The 17,607-nt window shown below is 68.4% G+C and carries 13 protein-coding genes and 5 pseudogenes; 9 read left to right on the plus strand and 9 right to left on the minus strand.

Going from position 1 to position 17,607, the window contains the following annotated elements; all coding sequences use genetic code 11:
- Together ACF1CT_RS34980 and ACF1CT_RS34985 are read right to left on the minus strand one after the other, a co-directional pair.
- Positions 1–122, minus strand: a pseudogene (locus ACF1CT_RS34980) (IS5/IS1182 family transposase); the annotation flags it as partial.
- A gap of 1,438 nt (positions 123–1,560) precedes the next feature.
- A complete protein-coding gene (locus ACF1CT_RS34985; RefSeq protein ID WP_391788060.1) occupies positions 1,561–2,181 on the minus strand; it encodes a hypothetical protein in 621 nt (206 codons plus the stop codon).
- Between the two features lie 456 nt (positions 2,182–2,637).
- Here ACF1CT_RS34985 and ACF1CT_RS34990 point away from each other — a divergent pair, with 456 nt between their 5' ends.
- The 4 genes and pseudogenes from ACF1CT_RS34990 to ACF1CT_RS35005 all read left to right on the plus strand — a co-directional run.
- Entirely contained in the window at positions 2,638–3,924 is a 1,287-nt protein-coding gene (locus ACF1CT_RS34990) for an MFS transporter (protein ID WP_391788061.1), read from the plus strand.
- Between the two features lie 171 nt (positions 3,925–4,095).
- Entirely contained in the window at positions 4,096–5,340 is a 1,245-nt protein-coding gene (locus tag ACF1CT_RS34995; RefSeq protein WP_391788120.1) for an IS256 family transposase, read from the plus strand.
- Positions 5,341–5,604: 264 nt separating this feature from the next.
- Positions 5,605–5,694 (plus strand): annotated as a pseudogene (locus ACF1CT_RS35000) (IS5/IS1182 family transposase); the annotation flags it as partial.
- Positions 5,695–5,815: 121 nt separating this feature from the next.
- Positions 5,816–6,277, plus strand: a pseudogene (locus ACF1CT_RS35005) (RNA-guided endonuclease InsQ/TnpB family protein); the annotation flags it as partial.
- A 75-nt stretch (positions 6,278–6,352) separates the two neighbouring features.
- On the opposite strand, the gene ACF1CT_RS35010 reads toward ACF1CT_RS35005, so the two are convergent.
- Positions 6,353–7,027: a DUF4232 domain-containing protein gene (locus ACF1CT_RS35010; RefSeq protein ID WP_391788062.1), complete on the minus strand. Its 675-nt coding sequence runs from the start codon at positions 7,025–7,027 to the stop codon at positions 6,353–6,355.
- A 94-nt stretch (positions 7,028–7,121) separates the two neighbouring features.
- Here ACF1CT_RS35010 and ACF1CT_RS35015 point away from each other — a divergent pair, with 94 nt between their 5' ends.
- Entirely contained in the window at positions 7,122–7,628 is a 507-nt protein-coding gene (locus tag ACF1CT_RS35015; protein WP_391788063.1) for a transposase, read from the plus strand.
- A 5-nt stretch (positions 7,629–7,633) separates the two neighbouring features.
- On the opposite strand, the gene ACF1CT_RS35020 is transcribed toward ACF1CT_RS35015, so the two are convergent.
- From ACF1CT_RS35020 to ACF1CT_RS35030, 3 genes and pseudogenes are all read right to left on the minus strand, one after another.
- Positions 7,634–7,999, minus strand: coding sequence for a hypothetical protein (locus tag ACF1CT_RS35020; protein WP_391788064.1), 366 nt, complete (start codon positions 7,997–7,999; stop codon positions 7,634–7,636).
- On the minus strand, positions 7,996–8,313 hold the full coding sequence (locus ACF1CT_RS35025; RefSeq protein ID WP_391788065.1) for a hypothetical protein: 318 nt from the start codon (positions 8,311–8,313) through the stop codon (positions 7,996–7,998). The genes ACF1CT_RS35020 and ACF1CT_RS35025 overlap by 4 nt, the downstream gene beginning before the upstream one ends.
- A gap of 207 nt (positions 8,314–8,520) precedes the next feature.
- A pseudogene (locus tag ACF1CT_RS35030) lies at positions 8,521–9,764 on the minus strand (IS110 family transposase).
- A gap of 467 nt (positions 9,765–10,231) precedes the next feature.
- Between ACF1CT_RS35030 and ACF1CT_RS35035 the strand changes: the two are divergent.
- Positions 10,232–10,705 carry a transposase gene (locus ACF1CT_RS35035; protein ID WP_391788121.1) on the plus strand — a complete coding sequence of 158 codons (474 nt, stop codon included), beginning with the start codon at positions 10,232–10,234 and terminating at the stop codon, positions 10,703–10,705.
- A gap of 502 nt (positions 10,706–11,207) precedes the next feature.
- Positions 11,208–11,396, plus strand: coding sequence for a hypothetical protein (locus ACF1CT_RS35040; RefSeq protein ID WP_391788124.1), 189 nt, complete (start codon positions 11,208–11,210; stop codon positions 11,394–11,396).
- 197 nt (positions 11,397–11,593) lie between these two features.
- Here ACF1CT_RS35040 and ACF1CT_RS35045 read toward each other — a convergent pair whose 3' ends face one another.
- Entirely contained in the window at positions 11,594–13,870 is a 2,277-nt protein-coding gene (locus ACF1CT_RS35045) for an ATP-binding protein (protein WP_391788066.1), read from the minus strand.
- Positions 13,871–14,076: 206 nt separating this feature from the next.
- Here ACF1CT_RS35045 and ACF1CT_RS35050 point away from each other — a divergent pair, with 206 nt between their 5' ends.
- Together ACF1CT_RS35050 and ACF1CT_RS35055 are read left to right on the plus strand one after the other, a co-directional pair.
- On the plus strand, positions 14,077–14,496 hold the full coding sequence (locus ACF1CT_RS35050; RefSeq protein ID WP_391788067.1) for a hypothetical protein: 420 nt from the start codon (positions 14,077–14,079) through the stop codon (positions 14,494–14,496).
- Between the two features lie 31 nt (positions 14,497–14,527).
- Positions 14,528–14,723, plus strand: a pseudogene (locus ACF1CT_RS35055) (transposase); the annotation flags it as partial.
- A gap of 592 nt (positions 14,724–15,315) precedes the next feature.
- Here ACF1CT_RS35055 and ACF1CT_RS35060 read toward each other — a convergent pair.
- On the minus strand, positions 15,316–16,449 hold the full coding sequence (locus tag ACF1CT_RS35060; RefSeq protein ID WP_391788068.1) for a DUF4097 domain-containing protein: 1,134 nt from the start codon (positions 16,447–16,449) through the stop codon (positions 15,316–15,318).
- Between the two features lie 216 nt (positions 16,450–16,665).
- Positions 16,666–17,601 carry an EamA family transporter RarD gene (gene rarD / locus ACF1CT_RS35065; RefSeq protein WP_391788069.1) on the minus strand — a complete coding sequence of 312 codons (936 nt, stop codon included), beginning with the start codon at positions 17,599–17,601 and terminating at the stop codon, positions 16,666–16,668.
- Positions 17,602–17,607: the final 6 nt, after the last annotated feature.

A 17,607-nucleotide genomic window follows, 5' to 3' on the forward strand; every position in this document is an offset into this window, starting at 1 on the left:
GTCTCATCAGGCGTGTCCTGCGTCCCGCCGCCCTGCGGACGCACCCTCGACGGCGGGATCAACGGCTTCGCGATCTCCCACAGCCCGTCCGGAACTATCCAACTCCACGTATCCCGCCCCATGAACAGCCCAACGAGTGATCACCACATAGGACACGGTCTAAAAGACAAGCTCAACGGAACTGGCTTCGGCGGAACCCCTGAGGATCGTCGTCACCCTCGGCTGGGGCCATGCACCATGGTGGGGTGATGGGCACCGAAGCACAGCCGTGAAACACGAGGACCGATGAATCTTGAATCTCCGTGGTGGGGGGATACTGGGATCACTGACGACTACCGCCTCACGCTGGCCTTCGACGAAGGTTGGGAAGTCGCACTCGAAGCGTCTGCTCGGCTCTCATCCGGGCCAGCTCACGTCAATCCCGGCGTGCTTCTGATACCGGAGACTCAGGGCGTGGCCGCAGTCCTCCCGCCCTGATTGTTGGAACCGCGGCGCGCGAGGGCTGTTGTCGATCTTCTTGATGAGGACGTCACCGTGGTGGCGGAGGAGTTCGCGCAGGGCCGCGTAATGGTTCAGGGCGTCCGGGCGTGAGAGATGGAACCAGGTGTTTCGCCCTCCGTTGTCGCCAGGCTTGGCGACAACGGAGGACTGGCTGGCATCTGGGCCCGTTCGCAGGAAGCCGAGCCTGCAGGGGGCCGTCGCCGATCGGGCCGTAAGTCATGTCGATGAAGACCGCCCCACCTGCTCGACGCCCACGCGCACCTGGAGGCAAGCGCGCTCACGGGCGCCGCAGGCGGCTGCGCGGCCCCCTCTCCGGAACGGGGCGCGCTCGTGCTGCTGCGACGCCGGCGATCCCTGCGCCACAGGCCCGGTGCAAGGAACTGGTGTGTTGGTAGGTGTATGAGGGAATGGCGACCTCACATGTATGCCGCATCTCCCGTGTGATGTGGCAGGGGAGTGAGGGGGAGACATGGACGCTTCGGAGTTGGCGATCACAGCTGTTGGCCGCCTTGTGACAGCCGTGGTCGGGGCGGCGGGTGGAGCGATCGGTGAGAGCGGAGGAGACGCTGTCGCCGAGATCGTCCGCAACCGCCTGCGCAGCAACCCACGAGGAGAAACAACGCTGCGGGCGCTCGAAGCGGATTCCGGGAACATCCAGGCACGAGACGAAGCCCAGAATGTCCTGCGTGAGGAGATCGATGCCGATCCCGAACTACGGCGTCAGCTCTCCGTTCATCTGTCCAGCTCACCTATTCACAACCGTGAGTCGGTTGTGATCACCGGAAGTCGAGTTTCGCGCAGCCATATATCCCTCGGGCCGTTAACGATCAACAATACGCCAGGCGCACGGATTTTGATCGGGTTATCTGTGCTGCTGGCCGTCGCGCTCGTGGCTCTTGCCGTTTACGGCGGGCAGCGCATCCTAACTTCACAGAGCCCAAATCAAATCCCCTCCGCACAACAGCCTCGAGGAGTAGGTGGCTCAAGCAACGGGTCCGGATCGCAGATGCTTTCTGCTGCGGAGGCCGACCGGGCCCTGCTGACAGCGGATGACATGCCTCAAGGCTGGGTCACGTTCGACGTAGACACATACAGCGAGCAGGACCGGCAGGACGGGTGCGCACTCGACGGCATCGAATTCGAACGAGATGGAAACACAGCCAGCTCAGAGTTCGTGGGTGTCACCTCGGCGATCCGTCCGTGCCCGGCAAGCCGCTTGCAGGTCGCGCGGATCGTCTCCACCGCCGCCGTCCCGGCCTTGCCCTCCGTCGGGCGTCCCGGAGCAGCGGTGAGATCCCTGACGTGCATCTGCTTCCCGGACGTGGCCAGCAACTGCTCGATGGCCTGCATCACCTCGCCGGACTTCGCCCCAGCCCTCTGCTTCGGCCGCGCGTTCTTCGTGCCGGCCTGCCGGGGCCCCTGCGGGGACGCCGGTGTCTCAGCTGCCGGAGCAGGGGAGTCGTCGTGCGAGGATGCGGTATCGCTCCCGGCTGCCTCCGAAGCGGTTTCCTGTTCCTCACGGGCGCTCGGCGCCTGGGCGAGGATCTCGTCGAGAGCACCGGCGAGCTGATCTCGGGTGGTCTGGGTCTTCAGCAAATCATCCTGGACAGCAGCGAGTTTGGCCGCCAGCTCGCGCTGTCGCTCCTGGAGACGGTCGGCCTTGCGGGTGTAGAAGTCCACGGCCGCACGCACCCCTGACGCCGCAGCAGCCTCATCCGTGTCAGCGAAATCCATCTGCCCTCCCCAGCCAGACGACGCCTCAGGCGCATCGCCAGACATCGTAGGCAACGCCAGACGTCCCAGACAGCCAAACGGCAAACCACGTCCGGCAGTTGGCCAGACAGCTGCCTGCCACGCAGCGCGGCCTCGCGCCTACGGCCGACGACTGCCGCCGCCAGACGTACCGGACAGGCACGCAGCAGCACTGACGCCGACCTCGCACAGAAGGGGGTCCCCGAATCACAATTCGTCGTCTCCGCCAGCGAACGCCGACATCACCAGTACGATGCCTGTCATGCATCACCTCTGTGACTGACCAGCGATCGTTCCGTGACCTCGCAGGCCACGGGGCACACACGACGTCATTTTGTCGTTCGTCCCGGTCATTTTCGGGACGTCACACTGCTGGAGTCACTGGTGTTCCTCGCTCGACGCCGCCCTCACGGAAGCCTCGTCGCGCTCCTGCGTGACAACGCAGACTTCCGACGCCTCTTCGGCGCTTCCGCTCTCAGCCTGACCGGCGACTGGTTCACTTTCGTCGCCCTGAGCAGCTTCGTCTACCGCCACACGGGCTCGCCAGGCTGGACAGCCCTACTGTTCGCCGTCAACTCCCTGCCCGGGGTCGTGCTGCTGCCGCTGATCGGACCCCTCACCGACCGGTTCGACCGGCAACGCCTGCGCATCGCTTGCGACCTGGGAGCGATTATCCCCGTCGCCGGCCTGCTGGTCGCCTTCCACATCCAGTCCGTCCCGCTGGCCCTCGGATGCCTGGCAGGACTGTCCATCGCCGCCGCCGTCGCGAGCCCCATCCCCGAGGCCGCACTGCCGAACCTCGTCACCTCCCGCGAACTCCCACTGGCACAGACCGCTCTCGGAAGCCTGTACTCGGCGGGCCTCCTTGTGGGAGCCGGTCTGGGAGGCGTGGTCTCCTCGGCATGGGGTCCCTCGGTCACTCTCGTCATCGACGGGGCAACCTTCGCCGTCTCCGCACTCCTCATCAGGAGGATCAGGCAGCCGCTCGCCAAGACGATCGCGAATCGCCGGATCCGGATGCGGGCCGATACAGCCGAACTCTGGACCTTCGTACGGACGACGCCAGTGGTGTCCGCCTTTCTGTGGCTGACCGTGGGACTGCGCCTCTGCTACGGCATGGTCGGCCTGCTGCCCGTTTACGCCCTCGACCGCTTCCACGTCGGCGACGCCGGCGTCGGGGCCCTGTATCTGGCACAAGGACTCGGCGCCGTACTGGGCCCCTTCCTCGGCCGACGACTCGTCGCCGGGTCGATGCGCCGCAGACTGAACACGGCCGGTGCCGCCCTGGCGCTCTTCGGGTTCGGCTATCTTGCCCTGGCCCAGGTCACAGCCCTCGGTCCCGGCATGGCCGCAGCCCTGATCGGCCACATCGGAGTGGGTGCCTGCGCCATCCTCGCCGTCAACGGCCTTCAACTCGCGACACCCGATCACATCCGCGGCCGGGTCATGGTCCTCGTCTTCGGCCTCTCCTCCGCGTTCCAGGGTGTGTCGTCCCTGGCCGTGGCACCCCTGGCCGCGTCCATCGGCATGCCCGACACCACCCGACTCCTCGCTGCACTTGCCATCGCCTGCGCAGTCATCTGGACGATCGGTGTAACACGCACGGGGAGAGCGCGAAAGCGCGTCGAACCGGACACGGCCCACGAGAACACTCCCGACCTCGCGCACTGAGTCCTGTCAAGAACATGCTCACCTGCACTTCGAGGGTCGGGTCACGGGCCGCAGCGGCAACTGGAGGATCCACCCTCATTTGGGTCTGTACGGTGAGTGATGTAACTCCTGAGCTGGAAGCGACAGTTGATGACTGACGTGATGAGTGGCATCGAGGCCGGGGAGGCCGCCATGGGCAAGATCGACGCCGTGGACGATGAGCTGGTTGCCGAGTTGGTGAACCGGGCCCAGGCGGGCGGGGTGAAGCTCACCGGTGAAGGTGGTCTGCTTCAGCAGCTGACGAAACGCGTGCTGGAGTCCGTGCTGCAGGGTGAGATCACCGATCATCTGGGGCACGAGCCGGGCGAGAGGGCCGAGGGCGGCCGGGAGAACTACCGCAACGGGCACCGGTCCAAGACGGTGGTCACCGAGTCCGGGCAGGTAGAGATCGAGGTGCCGCGGGACAGGGCCGGTACGTTCGAGCCGCAGCTGGTCAAGAAGCGGCAGCGGCGTCTGGGCGGAGTTGACGAGATGGTGCTGTCGCTGTCCGCGAAAGGGCTGACGCATGGGGAGATCTCCGCGCATCTGGCCGAGGTGTACGGCTCCGACATTTCCAAGTCGACGATCTCCACGATCACCGACAGCGTGATGACCGGCATGACGGAATGGCAGAACCGGCCGCTGGACAGTGTCTACCCGGTCGTCTTCATCGACTGCGTGAACGTGAAGGTCAGGGACGGGCACGTCGCCAACCGGCCCATCTACATGGCGGTGGCGGTCACCGCCGAGGGGCACCGGGACGTCCTGGGCCTGTGGATCGGCGAGGGCGGTGAGGGGGCGAAGTACTGGCTCCAGGTCCTGACCGAGATCAAGAATCGCGGCGCCGCCGATGTCCTGATGTTGGTCTGTGACGGCCCGAGTGGCCTCCCGGACGCCGTGAACACCGTCTGGCCTGCACCGATCGTCCAGACCTGTGTTGTTCACCTGCTGAGGAACAGCTTCCGTTACGCGGCCCGGCAGGACTGGGAGAAGATCGCGAAGGCGCTCAGGCCCGTCTACACCGCGCCGACCGAGGAAGCCGCGCTGGAGCGGTTCGTGGAGTTCACCGACGCCTGGGGCGGGAAGTATCCGGCAATCGTGAGGCTCTGGGAGGCGGCCTGGGCGGAATTCGTACCCTTCCTCCAGTTCGACGTGGAGATCCGGAAGATCATCTGCACCACCAACGCAATCGAGAGCATCAACGCACGGATCCGCAAGGCCGTCCGGGCCCGGGGGCACTTCCCCACCGACCAGGCAGCCCTCAAATGCGTCTACCTGGCCGTCATGAGCCTGGACCCGACCGGCACCGGTCGCAAACGCTGGACCATGCGCTGGAAGGCCGCACTCCAAGCCTTCGACATCACCTTCGACGGCCGGCTCACCGCCGGACGTCGCTAAAAATCCGACCGAGTCCCACCGTTTACTACACAGACCCCCTCGAGGCCAGGTGGGGAAACGAACCCTGTATAGCTGCTGAAGTACGGAGTAGTCGGTCCGCAGCGGGCAACTTCACTCGGATGGGCTTCGGGGTCACTCGTGCGCGGGATCGCGGGTTCCATCGCTGCCCAATGAGTGGGGAACGATCACTGCCGTGCCGGGAAGCGATCTCCAATGCCTTGGGACGTGGCTGGTCGGTCCTACTCGTGAACGGCCCACCACTGCTACGAGCGCAAACCAGGCAACTACCCGGCCTTTCTCGGGCTTGCCGCCGCCCTCTGCTGCTACAAACGGCTCCTCAAGCTCACCATGTAGGACACCGTCTAAGGTCGGGCCGCCGGTGTTCAAGCCCCGCAAGGACCATCGGTAGTCCGTCCGCTTCACCAGGAACGCCTACGTCAAGGTCACAGGCGAGGGACGGCTTTCCCTGCTTGATCGTGTGCGGGCTCAGGTTGCCGACGGGCGCCGCGAATTCCAGCACCAGCTGTCCACCCGCATCGTCCGTGAACACCAAGCGGTCGTCGTGGAGGACCTCGCGGTGCCAGGAATGGCGCGCACCAGATTGGCCAAGAGCGTGCACGACGCGGGCTGGGCCGCGTTCGCGAGCATGCTCCGGTACAAGTGCGAACGCTACGTGCGGGCGTTCATCAAGATCGGCCGATTCGAACCGACCACCCGCTGCTGCCACGCCTGCGGGCCTGTCGACGGGTCCAAACCCCTCGACATCAGGGAATGGGACTGTTCCGCCTGCGGTGCGCATCTGGACCGCGGCATCAACGCCGCCATCAATGTGAAGGACGCCGCCGGACGGGCGGTGTATGCCTGAGGAGCACCCGCAAGACCACGGCCCAGTGCCGTGGCGGGGCGTGGAGAAGCCGGAAGCCGGGAATCCAGGCCGGAGCCCGCGCCGCGTAGCGGCGCGGGCTCCGGACCGGAAGGCCAGAATCCTCTCCTTTCAGGGAGAGGATGCACGTCACTGCTTGCCGTAGCCGACGGGCTCGACCGTGACGCCCTGACCGGACTCCGAGCCGTCCGTCACCGGGAGGCTGAGGCCGATCCGGAGCGACGTGGAGTGCGTCTCGTTCGGCGGGGTCACGACGATGGAGACGATCCGGAGGCCGGTGCCGCCGGTGTCGTTGGGCGGGGTGTGGAGCGTGAAGCGGGTGGTCTCGCCGCCGCCGAGGACGACCTCCTGCGGGGTGTTCGCGCTGCGGTTCGCGCTGAAGGTGTCGCCGTCCGACGTATTCAGGTCGACGCCGGGGAAGCCCTTGAGCGAGCAGGCGTCGCTGTTGTTCTTCAGGCTGACCAGGACGTCGCCCTCGCGCATGCCGTGGTTGGCGGTGATGGTGAGATTGGCCGTCTTGCACGGGCCGGTGTTGATCTGGCCGCCGCCGCTGCCCTTGTCACTGCCGTTGTCGCTGCCGTTGCCGGAGTCGCCGCCCTTGCTGCCGTCGTCCGTGGCGGTGCCGCCGTTGCCGCCGGTGCTGTCCGAGGGGGCCGCGGAGTTCTCGGCGGCGGGGGAGGACGCGGTGTCCTGCGACGGGGCGGCGTCGGTGTTGTCGTCCTGACAGGCCGTCAGAGTCAGGCCCGCGAGGACGGCCACGGTGGCGAGGGTCAGCTTCTTCTTCAGCTTCGGCTGGACGTGCATCGGGACTTCCTTGCTGTGGTCTGGGAGGTGGTGCGCTGCTGATCATTAGGACACAGCCTGCGTCTGTCCCGTTCCGATCCCGCGCTGCTGGGACGTGTCCCTGACAGACCTGTTACACGCGGGCCCGGCACTCAGCCCGCCGTACGCAACCGCTGGAGCGCCGCACGAATCTGGGAGCCGAGTCCGTTTCCCGAGGCGTCGCCCTGCTACGGCACGTGCGACGCCCCCCGTCTCGCAGCGTCTGGTTCCTGATGAACTCAGGGAACTGGCCGCCCCGTTGCCGCCGTCGTTTGCTGCTCGTCCGCAAGGTGGTGGGACCGCTCCGTGTGACGAGCGGGCCGTGTTCACGGCGGTGGTGTACGTGCTGACCAGTGACTGTGCCCGGCGGCATCTGCCGCCGGCGTTCGGCACGTCGCCCGCCACCGCGCATCGCCGTTTCACGGTATGGACCGAGGCCGGCCTGTGGCGCCGGCTGCATCGGGCGGTGCTGGACGGACTCGGGGCCCGGGGCGAAGTGGACTGGACCTCGGCGATCGTCGACGCGGCCTCCGTTCGCGCCAAAGACACCTCGGGGGGTAAGAAGTCAAGCTGGTGGATGTAGCCGAGTCACCAGGGTCGGCCTGCTGCGCCATGGCGGCGTCCACTTGCGCGATCGACCAGAGTGAAGACGGACAGGGCGACCGTCGACGCGGCCCCCGTGGCCAGGGCATCCGCCACGTACCGGCCCAGGTCCGGCCGCAGGATGTCCACGAGCCCGAACAGCACGGCAAACCCCGCGAGGCACGCCGCGACAGCGGCACGCCAGCAGCGGTGATACGCAAAGAACCATTGGGCCAGGCCCATGCCGATCAGGGGTGCAGGGGACAGCTGCGGCTCGTCGAGGGCGGCGAGCACCCCGTATCCCAGTCCGCTGACCGTCCAGCAGGCGGCGCTCACGAGTGCCGCCTCGCTCCAGGACACGGGCCGCTTCACTTGTGCCGTCCGTGCCGTCCGCCGACGGCGCCACCGGCCCGATGGCGCGCTCGCCACTGGGACACGCCTGCCGCGATCACTGAGAAGAGCAGGAGCGGTCCGGCAGCCCAGTGGAGCACGGCAATCGGCCAGGCCGGTACCTTGCCGACCAGCATGGTCGTCATCTTGGCAGCCATAGCGATGCCCAGCAGCACATAGGCGAGGCCCCAGGTGCGGGCCACCCATACGGGGCCCCCGATCGGCTGCGGCGGCCGGTGCGGACGGAGCACGGCCCGCCCGCCCAACCACGTACAGCCCAGGGCCATGACCGTCATGAACACTCCCCCAGCCGTGTCCAACGCATCGGTCTGGATCCCGAGCATTCGCACCACACTCTTCTCACGTCATGAGGCTCCCAACGCCAAGGCCGCCCCTGGTCAGCATCATGGCAGTCCGGGCGCGGCACCTCATCTGCAGGGCACGGCAGATGGCTGGAGGGGCTGCCTTCCGGAATCCGGCAATGTGGGAGGCCCGGACTACAGTCACGCAGGCGCTTGGCGGAGCGATGCGAAGGCGCGTTGTTCGTCGAAGAACTGCCGGGTCGTGAGGCAGTGATGGAGCTGGCCGAGGAAGCGGTTCAGCAAGTGCCGTTGCGCGGCGGCATGCCAGTCCCCATGGTCGCGCCGGCGTCGATAGTGCGCGTTGGCTCCGGGTGAGGCGGTGAGGGCGGCGAAGGCCCAGAGGAAGCCGGCGTTGATGAGGCGGTTGTTCTTGACGAAGCGGCGGCCGACGAAGTGCTTCTTGCCGGAGGCCCGGGTGATGGGCGGGGATCCGGCGTACGACTTCAGCGCCCGGGCGTCGGCGAACCGTGCCCGGTCGTCGCCCAGCTCGGCGAGCACGCGGGCGCCGAGCATGGGGCCCAGGCCCGGGAAGCTGAGCAGGATCTCGCTGTCGGCGTGCTGGTGAAAAGCGGCTGTTGCCACCTCCGCGAGGTCGTCCGCAGCCTGGCAGGCGGCGTCCAGCTGCTTGAGCAGGGCCAGGAGCTGGTGGCCGAAGGCGTCCTCGACTCCGGGGAGCTGGTGGGCGTACTCGGCGCGGAAGACGGCCCGCAGCCGCTCGGCTTCCGCGTCGCAGGCGCGGAGGCGGCCACTGCGTTGAGGGCGGCCCGCAGCTGGGCGAGGGTGAGCTTCGCGGCCTTGGCCGGGGTCGGGGCCAGGGTGAGGATGACGCGGGCGTCAGCCCTGGTCAGGCCGCCTTGTTTGCCCTGGAAGGCCAGCAGAGCAGCGGGGTAGTACTCGCGCAGGAGCGAGCGGACCTGGTTGGCGACCTGCTGCCGGGTCCAGACGGCGTCCTGCTGGGTTCGGGCCAGTACCGCGATGGCCTGGGCGAGTTCGGAGTCGGCCGGCAGAGGCCGGTGGGCGTGCATGTCGGTGCGCAGGATGTTCGCCAGGACCAGGGCGTCGCCCGGGTCGGACTTCTTGCGGCTGACGCCGTGGCGGTCCCGGTAGCGGGCGGCGGCGAGCGGATTGATCGCGAAGACCCGACGGCTGCCGGTGTGCAGGCTCGCGACCAGGAGGCCGTGGCTGGTCTCGATGGCCACCGGTATCGGATCTTCTGGGCTGTCACCGTGCTCGGCGAGGAGGGCCAGGAGCTTGTGGTGGCCGGCCGCGTCGTCGGTGATACGGGTCTTGGCGAGCAGATTGCCGGCTTCGTCGACAAGGGCGACGTCGTGGTGGCGCTCCGCCCAGTCGATACCGCGGAAAACGGTCAAGCTGTCCTCCCAGATCCGTCCGTTTATGCAGGTCGCGAGCACATTCGGGTCACACGGCGCCCTAATCCAAGGACTCGTTGGTCCGCCATCTCAGTAGCCGTTCGCAACACCAGCGCACTCCAGGGGCTCGATCTTCTGCAGAGCTCGCGGGCTCGCGGACTCGCGGATGAACAAGAGGTCGACCCTGGAGCGGGCTCGCGCCGTGACGATCAACGTCCGACAAGCCGCCGCGAGTTTCGCGGTGACCACGGAGGCGCCGGGCTGCGCCGCTCTTGACGGAGGCCTCACGGACCCGGGGAAACGGAGGCATCAGCCCGGCGCCCGCGTCATCACCGCGAGCCCCGCAACGGACAGCGATGCCGCTCTCTGAGGAGGCCTTGATGACCAGGGGGATCCAGGCATTCGCTGTCCTGCGCGAGCAGTTGCCCCGGGTCGTTGCATGGGCCCGGGCCGCCTGCTTACACACTGGATGAGGGGAATCGCTGACCGGGCCGAACCCGGTCGATCGCGGCAAGAAGGGCAGTACGTTGCACGTGCTGTCCGAGGCCCAGGGCATCCCGCTCGCCGTCGCCGTGTCCGGCGCGAACATGCACGACAGCCTCGCCCTCAAGCCGCTGATCCGCGGCATACCCGCCGTCCGGTCCCGCCGGGGACCACGGCGGCGCCGCCCCGTCAAACTCCGCGCGGACAAGGCGTACTTCTCCGCCGAACACCTGGCCTGGCTGCTCGGGCGCGGGCTCGTCGCGCGCATCGCGAGGCCCGGCATCGAGTCCGGTGAACGCCTCGGTCGGCACCGCTGGAAGATCGAGCGGTCGATCGCCCGGCTCTTCGGCTACCGCCGCCTCACCGTCCGATACGAACGAAAGGGCTCCCACTTCCTCGCCTTCCTCGGCCTGGCCGCCGCCCTGACCTGCTACAGGAAGCTTGCGAAACTTGCCACGCGGGACAACCTCTGAATCATGATTTTCGGCGTGCTCCTGCCGGCCTCGGGGATCATCGCACCCAGCGCCGACATAGCTTGAAGCGGTCGCCAACAGGACGGGCCGGACGGACGGGCTCGTCGTTCTCGCCGCCCTGCGGTGCACGCCATTGAGGGGAAGGACCGAGCGGCCCGGCGGCGGCAGCATCGGCGGGACACAAAACGGGGCCGCCTTCTTCCGGCCCGGCGCAACCGGTACTGCCCACGTGAGATCAAGAAACCGAACTGCTGGCCAGTCCTGAGAACCCGTGCCGGACGCGACACGGTCCAGCCCGGCCGGTGGGCCCACAACCCGGCCTCGAAGGCAAAGAGCAGTCGGAGGGCTGGACGGCCGGCGCTGAAAGGAACACAGGCCGCGCTCGCCGTCCTGACCCCGCCATATATCCCTGAGACCCAGGCAGCGGCAGTCTCCTGTGCTGTGGCCGTGGACGGATATCAGGGCCTGACGGCATTGACCGAATCGGCGTGGGAGGAGCTGAATGGCTCCGATGCGGGCCGCCGGAACCTCTGCCTTGATAGTCGTCAGCGACGTCCTGGAGACGGGCCGCCTGACGCCGGATGACGCCGAGCGGGCCGTGAACGCGCCCCACCTCGTTGCCCTCGTCCGCGCCGGAGCTCGCTTCGAGCGCGGCCACTTCGTCGAACGTCCCGGAGCCTACGCGGCATAGACGACCGCGACTGATCCGCAGATGCGACCATAGCCCCAGGTCACAGGCGCGGGAAACGGACGCGCTTGGCGTCGATGCAGGTGTCCCGGGAGGCTCGTATGCGGAGCCGTTTGAACCGGTTCGGCCAGGCGAAGCCAGCCCGGTCCCAGCCTCTCGTGTACGGCTTGGCGCTCCAGCTCCTCGCGCTCCGGGGGAGGTCAGGGGCCGGGGACGGTGTCCGCGGCCAGTTCCCGGTCGGCCTCGGCCAGCCTGGGGTGGCCCTGTTCGGCCAGTCCCCGCCGGGCCTCCTCCAGCGCCGTGCGGGCCTCCGCCTCCCGGCCGAGTCGGCGCAGCGCGATGGCCAGGTCGAGGCGGGCGGGTTCGCTCCATGCGGCCATGCCGGCCTCTTCGAGGCCGTCGAGGGCGCGGTGCAGGAGAGGCTCGGCCTCCGCCCAGCGGTCCAGCGCGCCGAGGTCCTGGCCGAGGTGGTGGAGGGTACTGGCCCGGAACAGGGTCAGGAGGTCCGCCGACTGGCCGGGGATCCCGGCGAGACACAGCTCTTTGCTCTGCCAGTGGATGGTCAGGGCCTCCTCCGGTCGCCCCATGGAACGCAGGTATCCGCCCAGTGTGTTGAGCGTCGTCAGTTCTGCCAGTCGGGCCTGCGGCGCGGGGTTCTCCCGGTGGCAGGCCGCGGAGTTCTCCAGCCACGTCACCGCCGCCTCGTCTCGCCCGAGGCGGTGCAACGACCCCGCCCCGTAGCCGTAGGCCCAGCCGGTCTGGAGGAGGTCGCCCACCTCGCGCGCCACGGATAACGCCTCACGGGCCGTGGCCAGCCCACGGACGGGATCGTGGAGGCACAGGTTGTACGACCAGGTCAGGTAGTTGAGGTGTGTGGCCTCCTCGCGCCGGTTGCCCAGCGCCCGGGCCGCCGCCACCGAACAGTGGAACACCTCCGTCCACTGCTCCCAGTGCTGGACGCGGTCCGAGAACCAGTGCATGGCCTCCGCCGCGTCCAGGACCTCTTGGTGGTGACCGTCCATGAGGGCCCGGTGCAGGGAGTCCAGCCACTGCGCCCGCTCCGCCTCCAGCCAGCCCCGCGCCTGTTCGGGGCCGCGTGGCGCGGTGGCCGGGTCCGGATCGTCCGAGGGTGAGCGCTCGGGGTCGAAGTGGAGCGCGGCGGCCTCGGCCCGGGCCAGCGTCCAACGGGCCGCGTCTTCCCGGGTGCGGGCGAGCTCGGCGGGGTCGTCCTCGGCCAGTTGCTCGGCGGCGAACAGCCGCAGGAGGTCGTGGAAGCGGTAGCGCTCGGCGGTCGGGTCGGGCTGGAGCAGCCCGCGGTCGGCCAGTTCCTGCGTGCACAGTTCGGCCTGCCGCTGCGTCGTCCTCGAAAGCAGCGCGACCGTCCGCGGGGAGAAGTCGGGCCCCGCGGCCAGTGTGGCGCGCCGCAGCATCCGCCGCGCCGACGGGTCCAGGCGGGCGTACGAGAGTGCGAAGGCCGCCCGTACCTGCAGGTCCCCGGCCCGCAGGCCGTCCAGCCGACGGCTCTCGTCGGCGAGGAGGGCCGCGAGTTTGGCGAGCCGCTCCTGCGGCTGGGCCGCCAGCCGCTGGGCGGCGATCCGCACCGCCAGCGGCAGCCGCCCGCACAGGTCGGCCAGGTCTCGCGCCGCCTGCGCCTCCGCCGCCACCCGCTCCGGTCCGATGACTCGGGCCAGCAGGGCGACGGCCTCCTCACGGCGCAGCACCCCCAGCGTGATCCGGTGCGCGTTTTCCAGGCCCGCGAGCGTGCTGCGGCCGGTCACCAGGGTCAGCGAGGGCCCGTCTGCGGGGAACAGCGGCCGGACCTGTTCCTCGTCGGCGGCGTCGTCCAGGAGCAGCAGCATCCGCCGCTCCCTGGCCACCGTCCGGAACAGATCGGTCCGGTCCTCGGTGTCCTGAGGCAGGGCCGTCAGGGCGACCCCGCAGGCGTGCAGCAGCCGCCCCAGGACCTCGCGCGGCGCGGCCGGCTGCGTGTGCGTGCCGCGCAGGTCGACGGTGAACTGCCCGTCGGGGTAGTGGCCGGCGAGGCTGTGCGCGGCCCGTACCGCGAAGGCCGTCTTGCCCAGCCCTGGCTGGCCCGTGATCAGCACCACCGGCGCGGGCCCCTCCTCGGCCATCGTCCGCAGCCGGGCCAGGCTCTCCTCGCGGGCGGTGAAGTCCCGTACGTCGCGCGGAAGATGCAGCCCGGCCTGCGCCACCGGAGCATGCTTCGGCCGGGGCCGGCCCGAGGCCGCTGCCCGTTCCAGCGCCTCGGCCTGTGCTCCGTCCGGCGCGAGCACCGCCACCAGTGCGGCCACCGTCCGGCGCTGCGGGCCCCGGGTGCGGCCCCGTTCCATGTCGGCCAGCGCCCGGACGCTCACCCCGGTCCGCTGCGCCAGTTCCTCCTGGCTGAGCCCGGCATGCCGGCGCAGGTCGCGCAGCAGCGGCCCGAACTCTCCGCGGGCGGTGTCGGCGGTGCTCATCGTGCGGTTCCCCCCGTACGGAATGTGGCCGGCCTGCGGTCCGGCAGAAGTACGCAGCATGCTACTTCCGCAGGAAGAACTTCCTGGTGAGGGACATGCGCCCGGTGGTGGAGTGGTCTTGGTGGGACCGGGAGGGAACGGGATGTGGGGTCCCGTCCCCTCACGTCTCCGGGCACACCATCCATACAGGCAGAGAAAGAAGCACGGTGAAGAACAAGATCAAGGCAGCCGTCCTGACGGCCGCGGTCATCGCCGGAACGGCCGTCGCGGCCACTCCGGCCCACGCCCTCAGCGAGTGCAAGCGCGGCTCCGGCGTCATCATCTGCGAGTACGGCGTCGCCACCGTCACCTCAAGGGCCGGTGTCCAGTACGAGTTCGCGATCGGCACCAACTACGTCGCCTACGTCCGCACCAAGACGTCCTCCACCAACTGGACCGGCTGGCAGTCCATGGGCGGAAAGTGGAAGAGCGGCTTCAGCCTCACGAAGATCAACGGGTCGTACCCGGGGAAGGAGAACTTCGAGTTCGTCATCGGCGCCATACGCGACGACGGCCGGGCATGGCGCCTCTATTACGCATGGGACGGCACTCGGACCTGGTGGGAGCCCACCACCGACCCGTACTGATCGGTTCAGAATGAGTTGAGCTGCGGGTCTTGTGCTCGACGATCTTGATCGGCAGGGAGTCCGGGGTGTGTGTTGATCTTGCTCCTGACGACCTGTGGGAGCGGGTGGCCCCGCTGCTGCCGCCCGCTCCTGAACGACACCACCGCTGTCCCGGGCGGCTGCGAGCTCCGGACCGGGTGGCACTCAGCGGCGTCATGTACGTGCTGCGGACCGGTGTGGCCTGGCGCGCGCCGGCCCATCTCGCTACAGAGCAGGGAGACGTCAGCGGTGACGGACTGGGCATCGGCCCGGCCGACCGGCGTAGTCGGCCGGGCGCCGAGGTGTGGGGGGCGGTACGGTCGGGTGCGGGTGCCCTGACAGGACGGTACTCCCGGTTGTCCCCGCGGCTATTTCGCACGCCCCTGCGGGGACAGTCGAACTCCTTCGGCAACTTGCCGAACAGCCCCAACTCCGGCCGCAACTCTCGCGAGCCCACCCAGGACCTGGATGGGCTCTTCCCAGGGATGGCCCCGGGCAAGCCGATCTCGACACACGGCATGACCCAGAAACTCAACCGGTACGGCATCCTGGTTCGCACCGCACGCAACGGGGCTCTGGCCGCTCTCGCTGCCGATCCCCCAGCCCGATCCTCGCCGACGTGACCGGGATGCACCGCCACACCGCGCTCCGCCGGGTCGCCTACGCCCGATGTGACTGGGCCGAGTACCTCGCCGCCCGAGCTGAAGATGAAGCTGCCGGAAAGGGGGGAAGGAAGAGAGACGGTTGAGAGGCTGTGGTCAGTGGTCAGTCGCCGATGGCCAGTGGCCAGTCTGAAGAAGGTCACTGGCCTGCCGACTCCACAGTCAAGTCACCGTTCGTTGTCGACAGATCCAAGCGGTACTTTCCCGACGGGTCGTTCTTGAACGCCACCTTCTTGTCGCCGTGGGTGTCGCTCGCCGAGATCCGGTAGTTGGCGGACGGGGCCGTGACCGTGAGGCTGCCGCTGGTCGTGCGGGCCTTGATGTTCTGCGGGGTGGCCGTCCGGATCGTCACCTCGCCGTTCGACGTCAGCGTGTCTATGCCGCCGCCCTTGGTGTCATTGACGTGGACACCACCGTTGGACGTGCGCAGCTTCACCGGGCCTGTCGCCTTGTTCACCGCGATCTCGCCGTTGCTTGTGTGCACGTCGACCACACCGACATCGTTCAGTGTGAGGCTGCCGTTGGACGTTCCTCCCGTCACCGCAAGACCGGCGGGCACCTTGACAACGTAGTCGACGCCGCAGTTCTTGCCACAGCCAGAGAGCGTCAGGACGCCGTTCTCGACGCTGAACGAGGTACCGCTCGGCTTGTCACCGCGGTAGTCGACCTTGCGGTGCACGGAGGTCGTTGAGATGTCCGCGGAGGCGTCCACCTTCACCCCGCCGTTCCTGCTGTCGAGACGGATCGAGGTGACCTTCTGGGGCACCTTGGCATCGTCCTCGAAGGTCTTCTGGTCAAGGACCGAGCACGCGCAGAGCCCGCCGGCGCTGAGAGCAGCCAAAGCCGCTGCAGCAAGGAGACGCGTCTGCAGGCGTCGCATAAAGTTCCCCCGTGTGAAGTGAGTTGGATCGTGAGCAGTCACTGCGACTTTACGCAGCTGCAGTCCCGTCCACGATGGGAAAACCCCCAATACCCGGACTGGGCTGACCTTCACGGCAACCACAGCTACCGGCTGAAGAACCGCCTCAAGACCATCGAGCGAGAGACCGAAGTGGCCTGACGACTGGGGACGGTCCGTACGCAAGTGGGGAGAGACGTCGGAATCCCGACCGTCGCGGTGGACGTGCGCGCGGACGCTCCCGCGCTCCCGTTCGCCGATGCCGCCCTGAAGATCTCCACCCGGAACACCGACGCCATCGCCGACGCGCTCGGCGGCATACGCCCCGCCGGGATCGTAGGCGGCACGAGTGACGCCGCGCTGGCCAGTCGGCACGCCCTCGGCCTGCGGTACGGCACCCCTCACGTGTGTCCCAGGAGTGCCCTCGCCGCCGGGGAGGAGGCCGCCTTCCACGCGATCGCCGCGCCCTGTTGCGTCACCGGGTACGGATGGACCGCTTCAAACGCGCCGGACCAGGTCATCGCGGAGGCGGCTCGGTTGCGCTTCCCAACGGTTACGCGGCACCCTCGATCTCGGCCCGCAGCCGCTGGGTCACGGGCGTGCGCTGTCGACCTGAGCGGCGGGCTGCTTCGGCGCGGCGGGTTCCTTTGCTGCCGATTCGAACGCGAGAAGAACGAGCCCCGCGCAGATCGGGATGTAGACGAAGGTGTCAGCCGACTGCCACGGCTCGCCCAGGAACGTGAGGGAAACCAGTACCAGCAGCACCGGCTCGACGTAGCTGAGTACCCCGAACAGGGAGAACGGCAGGACGCGGCTGGCGGTCAGGTACAGCGCGAATCCAGCGGCGCTGAGAAGCCCCAGCAGGACGAGTCCGGCGATCAGCCGTGGGCGGTGGATGACCGTGCCGAGCGACGGTTCGGCCGCCAGGACGAAGGCCGAGAAGGGGAGCATCGCGCCGAGCTCGAAGAGCTGGGCCGCGGCGGAGTCCAGTGCGAAGGCGCGCCGGCTGGTGAAGTAGAGCGGAAGCCCCAGTGCAACCAGCAGGGTGGGCCAGCGCAGCCCGCCGGCGACGATCACGGCCGCCGTGACTCCCGCAGCGGCGCAGAGCACGGCCGCGATCCGCCAGCGGGAGAGCTTTTCTCGGTAGACCACGACGCTGACCACCACCATGACCAGCGGCAGGATGAGATAGCCCAGAGAGAGATCGAGGCCGTGCCCGCTCTGGGGCGCCCATCCGAACAGCCACAGTTGCAGCCCCAGAAGGGCGGCGTCCACGACCAGAACGCTGGCCAGATGCGGTGTTGCGCGCAGACGGCCGACCAGCACCGCGGCCTGGTCCCACAACCGCGCCAGGCAGAAGAAGGCAGCCAGGAAGGCGACCATCGCGACGATGCGGTATCCCAGGATCTGCGCGGGATCCAGCGGCAGAAGGTGCGGGGGGATCATGAAAATGGCCCCGAAGATGACCGACGCTCCGACCGAGGACAAGATCCCGGACGCAGGGACGGAGGGGGTGCGCGCGTTCATGTGAGC

Source organism: Streptomyces sp. NPDC014734, assembly GCF_043083325.1.
Classification (GTDB): Bacteria; Actinomycetota; Actinomycetes; order Streptomycetales; family Streptomycetaceae; genus Streptomyces.

What these genes read in the sequence shown, in the direction of transcription:
- ACF1CT_RS35010 (WP_391788062.1), bottom strand. Translation starts at nt 7,027, where the DNA reads ATGCACGTCCAGCCGAAGCTGAAGAAGAAGCTGACCCTCGCCACCGTG.
- ACF1CT_RS35025 (WP_391788065.1), bottom strand. Translation starts at nt 8,313, where the DNA reads ATGACGGTCATGGCCCTGGGCTGTACGTGGTTGGGCGGGCGGGCCGTG.
- ACF1CT_RS35040 (WP_391788124.1), top strand. Translation starts at nt 11,208, where the DNA reads ATGGCTCCGATGCGGGCCGCCGGAACCTCTGCCTTGATAGTCGTCAGC.
- ACF1CT_RS35045 (WP_391788066.1), bottom strand. Translation starts at nt 13,870, where the DNA reads ATGAGCACCGCCGACACCGCCCGCGGAGAGTTCGGGCCGCTGCTGCGC.
- rarD (WP_391788069.1), bottom strand. Translation starts at nt 17,601, where the DNA reads ATGAACGCGCGCACCCCCTCCGTCCCTGCGTCCGGGATCTTGTCCTCG.
- ACF1CT_RS34995 (WP_391788120.1), top strand. Translation starts at nt 4,096, where the DNA reads ATGGGCAAGATCGACGCCGTGGACGATGAGCTGGTTGCCGAGTTGGTG.